Annotated in this window: 17 protein-coding genes; 13 read left to right on the forward strand and 4 right to left on the reverse strand. The window is 69.1% G+C overall.

The window, feature by feature from the left end:
- Positions 1-18: 18 nt before the first annotated feature.
- The 6 genes from WS89_RS19860 (at position 19) to WS89_RS19885 (ending at position 5,589) form a co-directional block, all read left to right on the forward strand.
- Positions 19-552 (forward strand): GbsR/MarR family transcriptional regulator, encoded by a 534-nt coding sequence (locus tag WS89_RS19860; RefSeq protein WP_050012168.1) that lies wholly within the window; start codon positions 19-21, stop codon positions 550-552.
- Between the two features lie 88 nt (positions 553-640).
- Positions 641-1,960, forward strand: a complete 1,320-nt coding sequence (locus WS89_RS19865) for an SDR family oxidoreductase (RefSeq protein ID WP_059793035.1) — start codon at positions 641-643, stop codon at positions 1,958-1,960.
- On the forward strand, positions 1,957-2,427 hold the full coding sequence (locus tag WS89_RS19870; protein WP_059792861.1) for a DUF2269 family protein: 471 nt from the start codon (positions 1,957-1,959) through the stop codon (positions 2,425-2,427). Before WS89_RS19865 ends, WS89_RS19870 begins: the two co-directional genes overlap by 4 nt.
- Before the next feature lie 100 nt (positions 2,428-2,527).
- Entirely contained in the window at positions 2,528-3,397 is an 870-nt protein-coding gene (locus WS89_RS19875) for a thiol-disulfide oxidoreductase DCC family protein (protein ID WP_059792863.1), read from the forward strand.
- Positions 3,394-4,893 (forward strand): TIGR01777 family oxidoreductase, encoded by a 1,500-nt coding sequence (locus tag WS89_RS19880; RefSeq protein ID WP_059792865.1) that lies wholly within the window; start codon positions 3,394-3,396, stop codon positions 4,891-4,893. The genes WS89_RS19875 and WS89_RS19880 overlap by 4 nt, the downstream gene beginning before the upstream one ends.
- Before the next feature lie 72 nt (positions 4,894-4,965).
- Positions 4,966-5,589 (forward strand): glutathione S-transferase family protein, encoded by a 624-nt coding sequence (locus tag WS89_RS19885; RefSeq protein ID WP_059792867.1) that lies wholly within the window; start codon positions 4,966-4,968, stop codon positions 5,587-5,589.
- A gap of 75 nt (positions 5,590-5,664) precedes the next feature.
- On the opposite strand, the gene WS89_RS19890 is transcribed toward WS89_RS19885, so the two are convergent.
- Positions 5,665-7,077, reverse strand: coding sequence for a serine hydrolase domain-containing protein (locus tag WS89_RS19890; protein ID WP_059792869.1), 1,413 nt, complete (start codon positions 7,075-7,077; stop codon positions 5,665-5,667).
- 244 nt (positions 7,078-7,321) lie between these two features.
- On the opposite strand from WS89_RS19890, the gene WS89_RS19895 reads away from it, so the two are divergent.
- The 5 genes from WS89_RS19895 (at position 7,322) to WS89_RS19910 (ending at position 11,499) form a co-directional block, all read left to right on the forward strand.
- Positions 7,322-7,741, forward strand: coding sequence for an HIT family protein (locus WS89_RS19895; RefSeq protein ID WP_011548975.1), 420 nt, complete (start codon positions 7,322-7,324; stop codon positions 7,739-7,741).
- A 248-nt stretch (positions 7,742-7,989) separates the two neighbouring features.
- Complete coding sequence (locus WS89_RS34265) at positions 7,990-8,166, forward strand: hypothetical protein (protein WP_179949331.1); 177 nt, start codon at positions 7,990-7,992, stop codon at positions 8,164-8,166.
- Positions 8,167-8,326: 160 nt separating this feature from the next.
- Positions 8,327-8,986 carry a methyltransferase family protein gene (locus WS89_RS19900; RefSeq protein WP_059792870.1) on the forward strand — a complete coding sequence of 220 codons (660 nt, stop codon included), beginning with the start codon at positions 8,327-8,329 and terminating at the stop codon, positions 8,984-8,986.
- A 375-nt stretch (positions 8,987-9,361) separates the two neighbouring features.
- A complete protein-coding gene (locus tag WS89_RS19905; protein ID WP_027781621.1) occupies positions 9,362-9,799 on the forward strand; it encodes a hypothetical protein in 438 nt (145 codons plus the stop codon).
- Positions 9,800-10,662: 863 nt separating this feature from the next.
- Positions 10,663-11,499 (forward strand): bifunctional allantoicase/(S)-ureidoglycine aminohydrolase, encoded by an 837-nt coding sequence (locus tag WS89_RS19910; protein ID WP_034206005.1) that lies wholly within the window; start codon positions 10,663-10,665, stop codon positions 11,497-11,499.
- 80 nt (positions 11,500-11,579) lie between these two features.
- On the opposite strand, the gene WS89_RS19915 is transcribed toward WS89_RS19910, so the two are convergent.
- Positions 11,580-12,374, reverse strand: coding sequence for an aminoglycoside phosphotransferase family protein (locus tag WS89_RS19915; protein WP_059792873.1), 795 nt, complete (start codon positions 12,372-12,374; stop codon positions 11,580-11,582).
- A 242-nt stretch (positions 12,375-12,616) separates the two neighbouring features.
- Between WS89_RS19915 and WS89_RS19920 the strand changes: the two genes are divergently transcribed.
- Together WS89_RS19920 and WS89_RS19925 are read left to right on the forward strand one after the other, a co-directional pair.
- Entirely contained in the window at positions 12,617-14,734 is a 2,118-nt protein-coding gene (locus WS89_RS19920; protein ID WP_059792875.1) for a penicillin-binding protein 1A, read from the forward strand.
- Between the two features lie 8 nt (positions 14,735-14,742).
- Positions 14,743-15,354, forward strand: coding sequence for a trimeric intracellular cation channel family protein (locus WS89_RS19925; protein WP_059792877.1), 612 nt, complete (start codon positions 14,743-14,745; stop codon positions 15,352-15,354).
- Between the two features lie 30 nt (positions 15,355-15,384).
- Here the strand turns inward: WS89_RS19925 and WS89_RS19930 are convergent, their stop codons facing one another.
- Both WS89_RS19930 and WS89_RS19935 read right to left on the reverse strand, forming a co-directional pair.
- A complete protein-coding gene (locus tag WS89_RS19930) occupies positions 15,385-15,774 on the reverse strand; it encodes a VOC family protein (RefSeq protein ID WP_059792879.1) in 390 nt (129 codons plus the stop codon).
- A gap of 104 nt (positions 15,775-15,878) precedes the next feature.
- Positions 15,879-16,709 (reverse strand): heme ABC transporter ATP-binding protein, encoded by an 831-nt coding sequence (locus tag WS89_RS19935; protein ID WP_059792881.1) that lies wholly within the window; start codon positions 16,707-16,709, stop codon positions 15,879-15,881.
- Between the last annotated feature and the right edge of the window lie 10 nt (positions 16,710-16,719).

A 16,719-nucleotide genomic window follows, 5' to 3' on the forward strand; every position in this document is an offset into this window, starting at 1 on the left:
ATATCTAAATTCCCCACCATGGAACTCACACCGATTGCCGAACGATTCATTCTTCACTGGGGCGAAATGGGCTCGCGGTGGGGCGTCAACCGTACTGTCTCGCAGATTCACGCGCTGCTCTACCTGGCCGGACGGCCGGTTGCGGCCGACGAGATCGCCGAGACGCTCAATGTCGCACGCTCCAACGTCAGCACGAGCCTGAAGGAGCTGCAGGCGTGGCGGCTCGCGAAGGTCGTGCACGTGCTGGGCGATCGCCGCGACCACTTCGAGACGTCGACCGACATCTGGGAGTTGTTCAAGCTGATCGTCGAAGGGCGGCGGCAACGCGAGATCGAGCCGACACTCACGGTGCTGCGCGATTGCCTGACGAATCCGGACATCGCGAACGAGAGCCGCGAGACCGAACAGCGCATTCGCGACACGCTACAGTTCGTCGAGACGCTCACGACCTGGTCCGACGAAATGCTGCGGCTCAAGCCCGATACGCTGATGAAGGCGCTCGGCATCGGCGCGAAGATCAGCCAGACGGTCAGGCGCAAGCCGTCGAAGTAAGCGGTCACGGCAGAGCGGGCACGCAGCCCGCTTTTTTCGGGGTTTTTATTTCTGTCTGTACAGAAATAACTGTAAATAGAGGATGAACATGAACGCAGCCTTGCCATCGACCTGTTTGCCCGATCGCACCGGCGCGCGCGGCATGACCGTGCTCGTGTGCGGCGCGAACGGTTTCATCGGGCAGGCGCTGTGCGCGCGGCTCGAAGGCGGCGGGCATCGCGTGCTGCGCGGCGTGCGCCGCGCGGCCGGCCCGCGCGACGTCGCGATCGACTTCGCGCGGGACGTCGATCCTCGAGCGTGGCGCGCGCGGCTGAAGGGCGTCGACGTGGTGATCAACGCGGTCGGCATGCTGGCCGATCGACGCGGCGCGACGCTCGACGCCGTGCATCGCGCCGCGCCGTGCGCGCTCTTTACCGCGTGCTGCCTTGCCGGCGTGGGGCGTGTGATCCAGATCTCGGCGCTCGGGGTCGAGCGCGGCGACACGCGGTACTTCGCGAGCAAGCACGCGGCCGACCGCTTCCTGCAGACGTTGCCGATCGACTTCCGCATCGTGCGCCCCGCGCTCGTCTACGGGGCGGCCGGCGCGTCCGCGCGGTTTTTCCGGATGCTCGCGAGCCTGCCCGTGCATGGACTGCCGGCGGGCGGGCGTCAGCGGCTGCGCCCGGTGCACGTCGACGATCTCGCCGAAGTCGTGGCGCGGCTCGTCGAGCACACGGGCGATTCGCGGGCGGCGGGCAGCCGCGTGATCGACGTGGTCGGCGGCGACGAGGTCGAATACCGCGAGATGCTGGCCGGCTACCGCGCCGCGCTCGGATTTCCGCCGGCGGCCAGCGTGACACTGCCGGGTCCGCTGGTCGGCGCGGCGGCCGCCCTGTTGGGCACGCTGCCGGGGGCGATGCTGACGCGCGATACGTGGACGATGCTGCGCGGCGGCAACACCGGCGATCCGGCGGCCGCCACCGCCGTGCTGGGCCGGCCGCCGCGCGGCCTCGGCAGCTTCATCGGCGCGGACGCCGGCGCATTGCGCCGCGACGCGCTCGCGATGTGGCGGCGCCCGTTGCTGTTGGGCGCGCTCGCGATCGTGTGGATCTGGACGGCGATCGCGAGCGCCTTCATCCATCCGCTGCACGCGAGCCTCGCGCTGTTGGCGCCTGCGCACCTGACGGGCCTGCCCGCGCTGATCGCGCTTTACGCGGCCAGCGCGCTGGATTTCGCGTTCGGCATCGCGACCGTCGTCGCGCCGTCGCGGCGCCTGTGGGCCGCGCAAGCCGCGCTGATCGTCGCGTACTCGGCGGTCATCGCGGTCACGATGCCGGCCCTGCTGGCCGAACCGTTCGGCCCCGTGCTCAAGAACGTGCCGATTCTCGCCATCCTGTTGATCCTCTATTCAGAAGAAGAACACGCATGAATACCTATCTCGTCATCAAGGCGCTTCATATCCTGTCTTCGGTGCTGCTGGTCGGCACGGGTTTCGGCACCGCGTTCTATCTGTTCTTCGCGAACCGCACGCGGTCGGTGCCCGCGATCGCGGCCGTATCGCGGCTCGTGGTGCGAGCGGACTGGTGGTTCACGACACCGGCTGTGATTTTCCAGCCGGCGTCCGGGCTGTGGCTCGCGCACACGGCCGGCTGGCCGTGGCATACGCCGTGGCTGCTCGCGTCGATCGTGCTGTATGCGCTCGCCGGCGCGTGCTGGCTGCCGGTCGTGTGGCTGCAGCTCGAACTTGCATCGATGGCGAAGCTCGCGTACGCGAACGGCGACGCCGCGTTGCCCGAGCGCTACTGGCGCTATGCGAAGCGCTGGGAGCTGCTCGGTTATCCGGCGTTCTTCGCGATGCTGACCGTCTATTTCCTGATGGTGGTCAAGCCGATGTAAGCCCGGCGCCGTCACCGTCGCGCGGGCGCGGCGGCGTACGCGGGAAAGCAGTCGATCGACCGGTTCGTGATGCCAGCGATAACAAGAAGGAATGCAAAGCATGGACGCAAGTGAATTGATTCTCTACTTCGACGGGCGATGCCCGTTATGCGTCGCGGAAGTCCGGCGTCTCGGCGAGCGCGACGCGCGACATCGGCTGGCGTTCGTCGACATCGCCGAGCCGGGTTTCGATCCGGGGTCGCTGGGCGTCGACCTGCCCGCGCTGAATCGCGAGCTGCATGCGCGCCTGCCCGACGGACGCATGCTGACCGGCATCGACGGCATCGCGGTCGCTCATGCGCTGATTGGGCGTCGCTGGTTCGCCTCGCTGCTTCGCGTGCCGGCGATGCGTGCCGTGTTCGCGCCGCTGTATCGCCGCCTGGCCCGCAACCGGTATGCGGTATCGCACTGGCTCGGGTATCGCGCGGAAGCCTGCCGTGAAGGCGGCGCGTGCAGCCTCGGCAGGAACGCCGAAAGCGCGGCAGCGAATCGCCCGCCGCGCGACATCCCGCGCCGCACCGTCGTGCGCTGGATGTACGCAGCCGCGATCGCGCACCTGCTCGTCGGCGCGGCCATTCCGTGGATTGCCGGCGCATCGTGGCTCGACGCTTATCACCGCGGCATCGAGTGGCATTTCCGGTCGACCGCGGCGCCCGACGCCGCGCGCGCCCAGCAGGTCTGGTGGATGTCGCTGCTTGGCGCGACGGTGCAGTGCACCGCGGTCTGGATGCTCGCGCTCGTCCATCTCGGCAACCGGTTGCGGAAGCGGGAAGTGTGGGGCTGGCTGCTGGCCGGCCTGTTGATCTGGGCGCCGCAGGACATGCTGTTGTCGTGGCAGGCGCAGGTGTGGGGGCACGTGGCGATCGACGTGGCCGCACTCGTCGCGATGGTGTCGCCGCTGGTCTGGTTGTGGAGGAGGGATACCGCATGAACACGTTGCCCGCTTTCGACTGGGCGCTCGACCTGCTGATCGTGCAGGGCGCGATGGGCGCATTCGATACGCTTTACCACCATGAACTCACGCAGGACCTGCCGCACAGCCCGCGCGCGCGGCTCGAACTGGCAATTCACGCGGTGCGGTCCGTGCTGTACGGCCTCGTGTTCGCGTCGATCGCGAACGTCGCGTTTCACGGCGCGTGGGTCGCGGCGCTCGCGGCGGTCGTGCTCGTCGAAGTGGTGCTGACGCTGTGGGATTTCGTCGTCGAGGACCAGAGCCGCAAGCTGCCGGCGACCGAGCGCGTGCTGCATACGCTGCTGGCCGTCAACGGCGGCGCGCTGTTCGGCATGATCGCGATGCAGCTCGCCGTGTGGGTGCGCGCGCCCACCGCGCTGCACGCGATTGACCTCGGCTGGCGCGGCTGGCTGCTCGGCCTGTTCGCCGTCGGCGTGACGGTGTCCGGCGTGCGCGACGGGATCGCCGCGTACCGTATCGCGCCACGCGCGCCGGCCGCCAACCCGTTCGCGGGGCAGCGGCCGGGTAACGTGCTCGTCACCGGCGGGACCGGCTTCATCGGCGAAACGCTCGTGAACCGGTTGCTCGATGCAGGGCATACGGTCACGTTGCTGGCACGCGATCCGCTGCGCGCGGCTTACCTGTTTCAAGGCCGCGTGCGCAGCGTGACGTCCGTCGACCAATTGCAGCCGCACGAGCGCTTCGACACGGTCGTCAATCTCGCCGGCGCGCCGGTGCTGGGCGCACGCTGGAGCAAGCGCCGGCAGGCGCTGCTGCTCGCCAGCCGCGTCGGCGTCACGCAGGCACTGATGCGCTGGGTGGAAACCGCAGAGGTCAAGCCGCGTACGTGGATCCAGGCGTCGGCGATCGGCTACTACGGCGTGCGGCCGGGCGACGAACGGCTCGACGAAGGCAGCAGTATCGGCACCGGCTTCATGTCCGAGCTGTGCCGGCAGTGGGAGCAGTCCGTGCAACCGCTCGAGCGCCACGGCGTGCGCGCGGTGGTGCTGCGGCTGGGCATCGTGTTCGGCCCGGGCGGCGCGTTGCGCCCGATGCTGATGCCGCATTACTTCGGGCTGGGCGGCCGATTCGGCGACGGCGCGCAGGTGATGAGCTGGATTCACCGCGACGACGTGTTGCGGATCGTCGCGCGAGCGATGTCCAACGCGGGCATGCGCGGCGTCTACAACGCGGTCGCACCGGCGCCGCTGACCCAGCGCGCATTCGTGCAGGTCGTGACGAAGGTACTGCGCCGCCCGGCGTTCCTGCACGTACCGGCCGCGCCGCTGCGCGCCGCGATGGGCGAGATGGCCGAGCTGCTGCTGGACGGGCAGCGCGTGGTGCCGGCACGGCTGCATCAGGACGGATTCATGTTCCGCTTCCCGACGGCCGAGCACGCGCTGCGCGACCTGACGAGTCGGCCGCACGCCGATTTCGCGCCCGAGACCTGCCGTTTCCCGCGAGGTCGTGTATAAATTCCGCGTGAACGCGTTCGGAGCCTGCCGTGCGCCCCGAACGCCCCGCACCCGCCCCCACAAGGAGACCGCATGCTGCACGTCCTCGGCAAGATTCCGTCCATCAACGTCCGCAAGGTGCTGTGGCTGTGCACCGAACTGAACCTGCCGTTCGAACAGGAAGACTGGGGCGCGGGCTTTCGCACCACCCACGATCCGGCCTATCTCGCGCTGAATCCGAACGCGCTCGTACCCGTCATCAAGGATGACGACTTCGTGCTCTGGGAATCGAACACGATCATCCGCTACCTCGCGAACCGCTACGGCGGCGATGCGCTGTATCCGGCCGAGCCGCAGGCGCGTGCGCGGGTCGACCAGTGGATCGACTGGCAAGGCTCGGACCTGAACCGCTCGTGGGTCGGCGCATTCCTCGGCCTCGTGCGCAAATCGCCCGATCACCAGGATCCGGGCGGCATCGCGCAGTCGATCGCGGGCTGGACGAAGCACATGCAGGTGCTGAATGCGCAGCTCGAAAAGACCGGTGCGTACGTGGCCGGCAACACGTTCACGCTCGCGGACATTCCGATCGGCCTGTCGGTGAACCGCTGGTTCGGCACGCCGTTCGAACATCCGGAATTGCCGGCGGTGTCGCGCTATATCGAACGTCTCGCGACGCGCGAGGGTTTCAAGCAGTACGCGGGCAGCGCGAATCCGTAATGCAGCGCAGATAGCGCGCGAAGCGGCGGCGTTCCTGCCGCCGCCTTGTCGCGTCCGGCGGGCCACGGCCCGTCGTCACGCACCGGGCGCGGGCACCGCGTCGAGCACGCGCGCGAGAAAGGCCTCGTGATTCCACGCGGCTTCCGGCCGCGACAGCCCGAGCCGCACGACTACCAACTGACGGCTCGGCACCACGCTCACGAACTGGCCTTCATGGCCGACCGCGTGAAACGCGTCGGCCGGCATCGCGTGTGCATGCGGATCGAGATCGTTGAACGGCTCCGGCACCTTGACCCACAGGTGCGCGCCGAATTCCTGCCGCGACGACTGCGGCGTCGCGCGCGTCAGGTAGCGCACCCAGCCTTCCGGCAGCAGCCGCTGCCCGTTCCACACGCCGTCCTGCAGCAGAAGTTGCCCGAAGCGCGCCCAGTCGCGTGCGCTCGCATACATGTACGACGCGCTGACGAGCGTGCCGGACGCATCGGGCTCGAACACCGCGCTGTGCATCCCGAGCGGCGCGAACAGCGCACGGCGCGGAAACGCGAGGTAGTCGGCGTCGCTGCCGCCCAGCGATTCGCGCATCACGCGCGCGACGATCGCGCTCGTGCCGCTCGAGTAGGACCATTGCGCGCCGGGCGTCGCGGCAAGCGGCTTCGCCGATGCGAACCGCGCGGTATCGGGCTGCGTGAACAGCATCACCGCGACGTCGGACAGCGGGTCGTCGTAGTCCTCGTTGAACTGCAGGCCGCTCGTCATCCGCAGCAGCTCGTCGAGCGTGATGGCCGCGCGCGGATCGCCGCTGCCGCGCCATTCGGGCAGCAACGCCGACGCGTCCGGCGACAGCTTGTGCCGCGCGACCAGCGTGCCGACCAGCGCGGCCGTCACGGTCTTCGTCATCGACCAGCCGGGCAGCGGCGTGTCGGCCGTGAAGCCGGGCGCATAGCGTTCGGCAATCACCTGGCCGCGCCACATCACGACCACCGCCCGCGTGCGCCGCGGCCGCGCCGGATCGGGTTCGTCGAACGCGCGGTCGAGTGCGGTTTGCAGCTTGTGTGTGTCGATGCCGGCGGGCGGCGTGGCCGGCGCGGGCGGTGCGGGCGGCGGATCGGGGAGGGGCGGCAACGCGGCGGGCAAGGTGGCCGCCGCCGCACCGGTCGGGGGCACGAGTGCGAGCGTGCAGCCGAGTCCCGGCCGGAAGTCGGCTTCGCGTTCGGCGAAGCCGGCGAAGGTCGCCACCGCGCGATGACGGTTGGGGTCGATCGACGGGCGCACGAGTTTCAGCAACGGATGGACGCCGGCCATGATGTCGACGTCGATCACGGATGCGGCCGGGCGGCCCGACACGAACACGGCGGAGCACAGCGCCTTGGCCGCATAGCCGGTCGCGATCGGCGCAAGCCGGGACAGCATGTAGCCCGTGTAGCCGATCGCGGCAACGAGCGCGAACGCGATACCGCGCAGAATCAGCTTCTTGAGGGGGATCGTCATGCGCGAGCATCCTCGGTGGCGTGCCGGCCGGCAACGATCCGGCAGTGTCGCAGGTTCGGGCGAGACGTTGCAATCGCAGCCGCGTGACGCGCGATGACGGCCGCGTGCGTTCGCGCTGCCGCGTGCCCGACGGGCCGGCCGGCGTCGTGCGATCGGCGAGTTGATATCGGGCCGGCCATCGGCCGATAATCGTCCGGCATTGCTCTCTCCCCGTCCCACTGTCCAACCGAGATCGGAAAACGCCATGTCCTATGACAACAACAACCCGTTCGCCAGGATCCTGCGCGGCGAACTGCCCTGCGTGAAGGTCGCCGAAGACGACGCGACGCTCGCGATCATGGATCTGATGCCGCAGGCCGACGGTCACGTGCTCGTGATTCCGAAGGAGCCGGCCGCGCAGATCTTCGAGCTGTCCGGCGATGCGGCCGCGGCCGGCATCCGCATGACGCAGCGCGTCGCGGCGGCAGTGCGCGCGGCGCTCGAGCCGGACGGCGTGTTCATCGGCCAGTTCAACGGCGCGGCCGCTGGCCAGACGGTTCCGCACGTGCATTTCCACGTGATTCCGCGCTGGGAAGGCGCGGAGCTGCGGATGCATGCGCGCGACGTCGCCGACGCGGCGACGCTCGAAGCGCTCGCGCAGCGCATCCGCGCCCGCTTCGTGTAACGGCCCGACGCACCCGGTGCAGCCGCCGTCTACCGGCCGCCGTGCCGCCCGAGCCTGTTTCAGCGGTCACACCAGGTAACACGTGTAACCGGCCGGGAAACTCGGCCGGCCGGGCCCGGCGCTAGACTCCGCGCATTGTTTCATCGAGCGACAGGAAGGGCGGATCGCCTCTTCGTGCCGGCCGCCGCCCGTCGCGGCGGCACGGCCTTCGCGCGGTGCCATTCGTCTTTCGCGCCGGGAACCGAGCCATGTCCAGACTTCTCATTATGCTTGCCCTGATCGGCGGCCTGTCCGGCTGCTACGTCGCGCCGCCATACGGCTACGCGCCCGCGCCGGCTTACTACGGGTACGGCTACGGCTATGCGCCCGCGTACTACGCGCCGCCCGTCAGCGTCGGAATCGGCGGCCACTTCCGCATCCGCTGATCCGCCGCAGTGCGCCAGCCCGGGCCATACCGGCCCCGGTTGGCCGCGTGCGGCTTGACGATGCGCGCGAACGCGCGCGCCGCATGACGGCGGCGCACGGCACCGGGTGTGTGCAGTTCCTATACTTCACGGGAAAGCACGCCCCCGCGAGGCCGTCATCATGACAGTTACCCCCAAGGTCGTCGTCCTGTCGAGCGTCGCCACGCTCGTCTACCTCGGGCTCGCCGTGCTCGGCAGCGGCGGGTTCGCCGTGTTCTTCTCGCATCCGCCGTTGATCGTCGTCGTCGTCGCGACGTTCGCGATGGCCGTCGCCGCACTGTTCACCGAAGGCAACCTGAGCAGCGGCGAGCGCGAGAACCGCGACAATCGCTGGGTGCTCGCGGCGTTCGCGGCGAGCGGCTTCCTGCTCGCGTACTTGCCCGCGCTGACCGACCGGCTCGACGTCTGGGCCTTCGGCGGCGACACCGTGCGCTGGACCGGCGTCGTGCTGTACATCGCGGGCGGCGTGCTGCGCATCTGGCCCGTGTTCGTGCTCGGCAAGCGCTTCAGCGGGCTCGTCGCGATCCAGCCGGGCCATACGCTCGTGACGGGCGGCGTCTACAGCCGCATCCGCAATCCGAGCTATCTCGGTCTGCTCGTCAATTCGCTTGGCTGGGCGCTGGCGTTTCGCTCGGGCATCGGCGTGCTGCTGGTCGCCCTGATGCTGGTGCCGCTCGTTGCACGGATCCGTTCGGAGGAGGCATTGCTGCGTTCGCAATTCGGCGCCGAATACGACGCGTACTGCGCGCGGACGTGGCGGTTGCTGCCTGGCGTGTACTGACCCCGCCATCTTTTCTCCGCCCGTCGTTTGGATGCCCCTTACGGCATGTGCAGATGTGTTGCCACGTGTGTCTCAAACGTGCGTTCGCGCGCATGAGCGGTCTGCGACGGTGTGGGGCCGGACCCTTGCTTGAGTCAATACCAGCAAGGATTTCGAGCGATTTCCGGTACGCGTTCGACATGCGCGATTCGTAAACAACTTGTTACCAGAATGTCCACGGCAGGAATGCGGGACCGGTGCTATTCTTCGCCGCAAGCTCATTGAAATGAATTGGTCCGCGGTTCGGCACAATGCCTGGCCCGACGTCGATCGATTCAGATCGTCGTAACGAGCGGACTTCGATAACCAGAATTGCGAACAAGGAAGAATACGGGAATGTGGAAGAAAATCGCCCCCGCTCTCGTCGTCGCCGTGCTGACCGGCGCGACCGCACTGCCGGCAGTGGCCGGTGACTTGAACAACGCGCTCGGCGGCGCGCTCGGCGGGGTTGCCGGCGCAGCGGTCGGCGGCGCGGTCGGCGGCAGCACCGGCTCCGTCATCGGCGGCGCGATCGGCGGCGGCGCCGGCGGCGCGGTGACGTCGAACCGTCGCGAGCGCACCGGCGCGATCATCGGCGGCGCCCTTGGCGGCGGCGCAGGTACCGCCGCAGGCAACGCAATGGGCGGCCGTACGGGCGGCCTGCTGGGCGCGGCAGTCGGCGGCGGCGCCGGCGCAGCACTCGGCGGCAACATGTCGCGCAGTTCGTACGATCGCGATCACGGCGACCGCGGCTACCGTCACCGCAAGCATCGTCACCACCGCGACTGGGACTGATCGCCGCTGGCGCGGTACGGTGCGCGAGCCGCGCACCGGCGCGCCGACGGCGTCGGCATCCCGACGCGAGCTTCAGCCCGGCGTCCTGCCGGGCCGCTTCGCCGGCCAGACCGGCGATTGTCCTCCAACTGCATCAGCCGCTGTCATGTGCCCGATCGACGGCCGGCCATTCTCCTCCCGCCGTTTTGCCCGTTTCTCGACGACACCAGTCGCCGCGTCGTAACGCGTCCGATGCGTCCGCACAGGATCGGCCGAATGACATCTGCTTTTCCTTCGACACGTCGACTCGTTCCAACCTGACTTGACCTGATCGTCTCCCGCGATCCTGCCGCAGCGATCCGCTGCCGCGCACGTAGCAACCGACTTCGATCCGCGTCACGAAATGCACCGAGACCGTCGCTTGCGCGCCGCGTTGCCGTGTATGGACGCATTGCACGAACGTCGCGACCGTCAGGATTTCCCTGATAGTCAGCGCGCCTCGCGACGCCTCCCGACCGCGCGTCGCAGGCGCCGACGGGTAGTGGTAAATCGAATGGATGTCATCGCAACATTTAATTGGTCGATCGCGATCGGCTTCGCTATCGTCGGCGATGCTCGCGTACGGAGTCGAACCGTGCCGTCGTCCGCGCCTCGCCGCATGATCGCGAGTGCGGCGGCCCGGCCGCCGGCCCGACGACCCGGGCCGCCGCGTCCCCCGAACCGGACGGACCCGACGCGAAGCCTGGCCGACCGATCGAAGGCGCATGCGCTTTCAAGCCACCCCGGCAACGATGTCCCGCCGTCGCATGCGTGCCCCACGCGCATGCGAACCGCCCGATGCCGTTTGCGCCCGGGGCCGGACCAACCCATTGCCTGGATGCAATATGTCTAAGACAACGTATTACGCGCCGCACGGCGGCCACCCGCCGCAAACGGATCTGCTGACCGATCGCGCGATGTTCACCGAGGCGTACGCGGTGATTCCGAAGGGTGTGATGCGCGACATCGTCACGAGCTGGCTGCCGTTCTGGACCCACACGCGCCTGTGGGTGATCGCCCGCCCGCTGTCGGGTTTCGCGGAAACCTTCTCGCAGTACATCGTCGAAGTGAATCCGGGCGGCGGCAGCGACAAGCCCGAGCAGGACAAGAACGCCGAAGCCGTGCTGTTCGTCGTCGAAGGCGAAGCCGAGCTGACGCTGCAAGGCAAGCAGCACACGCTGAAGCCGGGCGGCTACGCGTTCATTCCGCCGGGCGCGGACTGGACGCTGCACAACGTCAGCGATGCGGCGGTGCGTTTCCACTGGATCCGCAAGCATTACCAGGCCGTCGACGGCATTCCGCTGCCCGAAGCGTTCGTGACCAACGAGCAGGACGTCGAGCCGATCCCGATGCCGGGCACCAACGGCGCATGGGTGACGACGCGCTTCGTCGACATGAGCGACATGCGCCACGACATGCACGTGAACATCGTGACGTTCGAGCCGGGCGGCGTGATTCCGTTCGCCGAAACGCACGTGATGGAGCACGGCCTGTACGTGCTGGAAGGCAAGGCCGTTTATCGCCTGAATCAGGACTGGGTCGAGGTGGAAGCCGGCGACTTCATGTGGCTGCGCGCGTTCTGCCCGCAGGCGTGCTATTCGGGCGGGCCTGGGCGGTTCCGTTATCTGCTGTACAAGGATGTGAATCGTCACATGAACCTGACGCTGAACCCGGCGCGCTGAAGCGCCGCGCAAGTGGGACGCGAAAGCCCGCCGGTGTGAGCCGGTGGGCTTTTTTCATCGGCGATGCGCGCGGTGTGGGGTTACCGGTCAAGCGCGGCCGCAGCCAGCGCGGCGACCTGCAGCCGCGTATCGGGCGGCAGATCGTCTTCGATCAACCATATTGCCGACAGCCCCGACCACGCGAGTATCCATTGCAGCAACCGCCGCCGGTCGAGTTGCGCCGCGTCGGCCACGAGCACGACGCGCCGCTCGAAACGCACCGGATCGACCGCGATGTCGTGCGCGGGATTGCAGAACAGGTTCGCGTAGTCGAACGTGCGCTCGCCGCGCAGCCCTTTCGGGTCGATCGCGCGCCAGCCGCGATCGCCGAAATGAAGGATGTTGTCGTGATGGATGTCGCCGTGCAGCACGACTTCGTCGACGGATGGCTCGGCCAGCAACTGGCGTGCGATCGTTGCGGAGCGGCGCAGCGTGTCGTTGTCGGCATCGCTCGACAGCAGCGCGTAGAACCAGTCGTGCAGCGGCACGACCGCAGGCACCTGCGGCGCACGATGCGCGTGCAGCCGCGCGACGACGTCGCAGGCGATGCGCATCGTGTCGTCGTCGTGGCCCGCCGCCGACAACGCGGCCAGCGACGGCGCCGGCTGCGCGCGTTCGAGCAGGATCGCGTCGCCGTCGTGCCGCCACACCTGCGCGGCGCCTTGCCCGTTCCACCAGGCCATCAGCGCATTGCCGCGGCGCTCTTCGTCGCAGGTGGCGACTTTCAGCATCGCGGGCCGCGCGTGCCAGACGACCGGCAACAGGCCGCCGCTCGCGGTCAGGATCGGGCCGCCGTCGGGGGCGAGGCCCCACAGGTCGAGATATCGATCGAACATCCGACGATGGTACAAGCGAACCGGTTCATGCGCCCGGTGCGCTCGGTCGCGACGACGTGCCGCAGACCCGCATACACGGCGCGAGCGGGCCCCAAAGCGCTTTCCAAAATAAAATTTAGCCAGCCAAACTTTGGCTAAAGAATGTTCCGGTTTCACGTGATCCCTTCGACAATGCGCGCCTTTCGCGACCGATCGGCGCCGCTCGCGCGCCGGCCGTCGCGGCATTGAAGAAGGAGCCCGACATGACCGACCCCACTGCCAGTCCGCCGCCGCCCGCGCCTCCATCCGCACCGCTGCGCCGCCGTCGCGTATGGCGTACGCTCGCGGGCGCGCTGCTCGGCCTGACGCTTGCGTGCGCAGGCATCGGCGCATGGACGATCGATCGCATCTGGACGCAGTTGCCGTCCGTCGAACACCTGGCCGTCTATCGTCCCGCGCTGCCGCTGCGGATCTTCTCGCGCGACGGCGACCTGCTGGCCGAATACGGCGTCGAGCGGCGCGAGTTCGTGCCGCTCGAACGCATCCCGCCGCTGATGCGGCATGCGCTGCTCGCGGCCGAGGACGCGAAATTCTACGAACACGGCCCGGTCGATGTCGGCGGCCTCGCGCGCGCGACGTTCGCGAACGTCGTCACCGGGCAGCCGGGGCAAGGCGGCAGCACGATCACGATGCAGGTCGCGCGCAACTTCTACCTGACGCGCGACAAGGTGCTGAGCCGCAAGCTCGCCGAGATCCTGATGGCGGCCAAGCTCGAACGCGAATACAGCAAGGACAAGCTGCTCGAGCTGTACATGAACGAGATCTATCTGGGCGAGCGCGCGTACGGCTTCGCGGCGGCCGCGCACGTGTACTTCGGCAAGCCGCTCGATGCGCTGAGCGCGGGCGAGGCGGCCGTGCTCGCCGGGTTGCCGAAGGCGCCGTCCGCGTTCAATCCGGTCGTCAACCCGGCGCGCGCGACCGCGCGGCGCAACTACGTGCTCGGCCGGATGCATGCGCTCGGCCGGCTCGACGACGCGGCGTATCGCACGGCCGTCGACGCGCCGATCGTGCTGGCGACCACGCCGCCGCCGGGGATCGTCGCGGCGCCGTACGTCGCCGAGCGCGCGCGCCGCATGATGGTCGAGCGGTTTCACGACGACGCGTACACGTTGGGCCTCGACGTGACGACGACGATCTCGATGCGCGACCAGCGCGCGGCCGAAGCCGCGCTCGAGCGCACGCTGAGCCGGCAGCCGCGCGCGAAGCGCGACATGCGCAACGGGCTCGAAGGCGCGCTCGTGTCGCTCGATGCGGCCACCGGCGACATGCTCGCGCTGGTCGGCGGCGCGGATTTCGAGCGCAACGTGTTCGACCATGCACTGCAGGCGTATCGCCAGCCGGGCTCGAGCTTCAAGCCGTTCGTCTATTCGGCCGCGCTGGAGAAGGGCTACTTCCCCGGCGTGCTCGTCGACGATACGCAGCGCACGCTCACGCACGCGGAAACCGGCGCGCGGCCGTGGCGTCCGCGTAATTTCGGCAATCGCTACGAAGGCTTCATCCCGGTGCGGCGCGGGCTCGTGCGCTCGAAGAACCTGGTCGCGGTCAGCCTGATGCAGGCCGCCGACGCGCGCTACGTGCAGCAGCACGCGGTGCGTTTCGGCTTCGACGCGCAGCGCAATCCGGCGTCGCTGCCGCTCGCGCTCGGCGCGGGCGCCGTGACGCCGCTCGAACTCGCGAGCGCATACGGCGTGTTCGCGAACGGCGGGACGCGGATGGAGCCGCGCCTGATCCTGTCGGTGAAGCAGCGCCACGGCGGCGCGATGTACGAGGCGACCGTGCCGGCGGGCGAGCGGGTCGTGTCGGCGCGCAATGCGTTCGTGATGGACAGCATGCTGCGCGACGTCGTGCGGGCCGGCACCGCGCGCGGCGCGCTCGCGCTGCGGCGTGACGACACGGCGGGCAAGACGGGCACGTCGAACGGGTCGAAGGACGTATGGTTCGCCGGCTACTCGTCGGGCATCGTCGCGGTCGCGTGGCTCGGCTACGACACGCCGCGCCCGATGGGGCGCGCGACCGGCGCGACGCTGGCGCTGCCGGTCTGGCTCGACTACATGAAGACGGCCGTCGACGGGCGCACGCCGGTCGCTGCGACGCCGCCGCAGGACGTCGCGCTCGTCGACGGCGATTTCGTCTACGCCGAATACACGCACGGCACGTGCACGGCCGACGTGCCGCCGTATATCCGCAGCCGCTTTGCATGCGGCGGCGCGGCAGCCGCCGATGCGCCGGCCGACCACGGCAAGCGCGACACACCGATGCCTGCCGTCGTCGATGCGGCCGAGCGCGAACGCGTGCTCGACCTGTTCCGGACCGACGACTGACGCGCGCCATGCATACGCTCTATCTGATTGCGATCGTCGCGGAAGCGATGTCGGGGGCGCTGATGGGCATGCGCCGCGGGATGGACCGCTTCGGGCTCGCACTCGTGGGCGCGGTGACGGCGCTCGGCGGCGGCACCGTGCGCGACGTGCTGCTCGGCCACTATCCGCTCGGCTGGATCGCGCATCCCGAATACCTGGTGATCACGCTCGTCGCGGCGACCGTCGCGTCGTGGGCGGCGCGGCACGTCGCGCGGATGAAGACGCTGTTCGTCACCGTCGATGCGATCGGCCTCGCGGCGTTCACGATCATCGGCTGCGACGTCGGCGCGTCGACCGGCACGGCGCCGATCATCGTCGTGCTGGCCGGCGCGATCACGGGCGTGTGCGGCGGGATGCTGCGCGACCTGCTGTGCAACGAGATGCCGCTGATCCTGCGCGAGGAACTGTATGCGAGCGTCGCGTTCGTCACGGGCGCGCTGTATGTCGGGATGCAGCATGTCGGCATCGACGCGGGATGCGCGGCGCTCGTCGCGCTGGCGGCCGGCTTTTCGATGCGGATGCTCGCCGTGCGGCTCGGCTGGAAGATGCGGCGCTTCGGCGCGGCGGACGTCGAGCATTGAGCGCTCGCGCCCGGGCCTGCGCGCCGGCATTCAGTCCGGCTGCATCACCTGAAAGACGTTCCCTTCCGGATCGATGCCGTCGACCATCCGGTACGGGAAGCCGTCGTAGCGCTTCAGCGCGCGCACGGTCACGCCGTCGCGGGCGAGCCGGTCGCGATACGCGTCGATATCGGCGTCGATCGTGAATACGAGCTTCACGTTGCCGGCGGCCGCGTTCGCGTTCGTGCTTGCCGATGCGGCCGCATGGCGGAACGCCGGGCCGACCCGATGCAGCGCCAGCTCGATTGCGCCCGCGTCGAGTACGGCCCATTCGCCGTCGATTTCCTCGATGACGGGCAGCGCGAAATGCCGTCGATAGAACGCCTTCAGCAACGCGACGTTGCGGACGTACAGGATGATGCGGGTCATCGGAAGCGGCACGAGGGCTCCTCGAAGGGGAGATACGACGGATCTGGAAAGAACGCCGCAGCCAAAGGCAGCGTACGACATCGAGCGACGCAACGATCGTGCGACACACGCCCGCGCTACGCGGGCACCATCACCGGCGGCGTCCCGTCGCCGGTTTCCACCATCTTCACCGCGAAGCCATAGCACCGCGCGATATGGGCAGGCGTCATCACGTCGCGCGGTGCGCCATGCGTGACGACCGTGCCGTCGACGAGCATCGCGATCGCATCCGCATGCCGCGCGGCGAGGTTCGGATCGTGGACGATCGCGAGCACGCCGAGCTGCCATTCGCGCGCGACGGCGCGCACGGTATCGAGCAGGCGGTGCTGGTGCGCGAGATCGAGCGCGGCGGTCGGCTCGTCGAGCAGCAGGTAACGCGGGCCGGGTTCCGTCGTGTGGTGGTCGGGCCACAGCTGCGCGAGGACGCGGGCGAACTGCACGCGCGCGAGTTCGCCGCCCGACAGCGTCGTGACGTCACGGCCGACGAGCGCATCGGCGCCCGCGCGTTCGAGCGCGCGCCACGCGATGTCGCGATCGCGGTGTGCGATCACGTGCCGCGCACCGCCGCGCCGCGCATGCGGATAGCGGCCGAGCAGCACGATTTCGTCGACGCTGAACGGGAAGGCCGGCTGCGCGGCCTGCGGCAGCACCGCGCGCAGGCACGCGAGCCGCCGCGCGTCGATGCGCGCGAGCGGTTCGCCGTTCAGCGTGACGTCGCCCCTCACGCGCACGCCGTTCGGCGCGACGCTGCCGATCAGCTCGCCGGCGAAGGTTTTCAGCAGCGTGCTCTTGCCCGCGCCGTTGCGGCCGAGCAGCGCCGTCACGCGGCCGGGTTCGATCGACAGCGACAGGTCGCGCAGGATCGTGCCGTGCCGGCGAGTGACGTCGAGGTGGTGGGCGGTCAGCATGGTCGTCGTG

Source organism: Burkholderia sp. MSMB1072 (genome assembly GCF_001524725.1).
Lineage (GTDB): Bacteria > Pseudomonadota > Gammaproteobacteria > Burkholderiales > Burkholderiaceae > Burkholderia.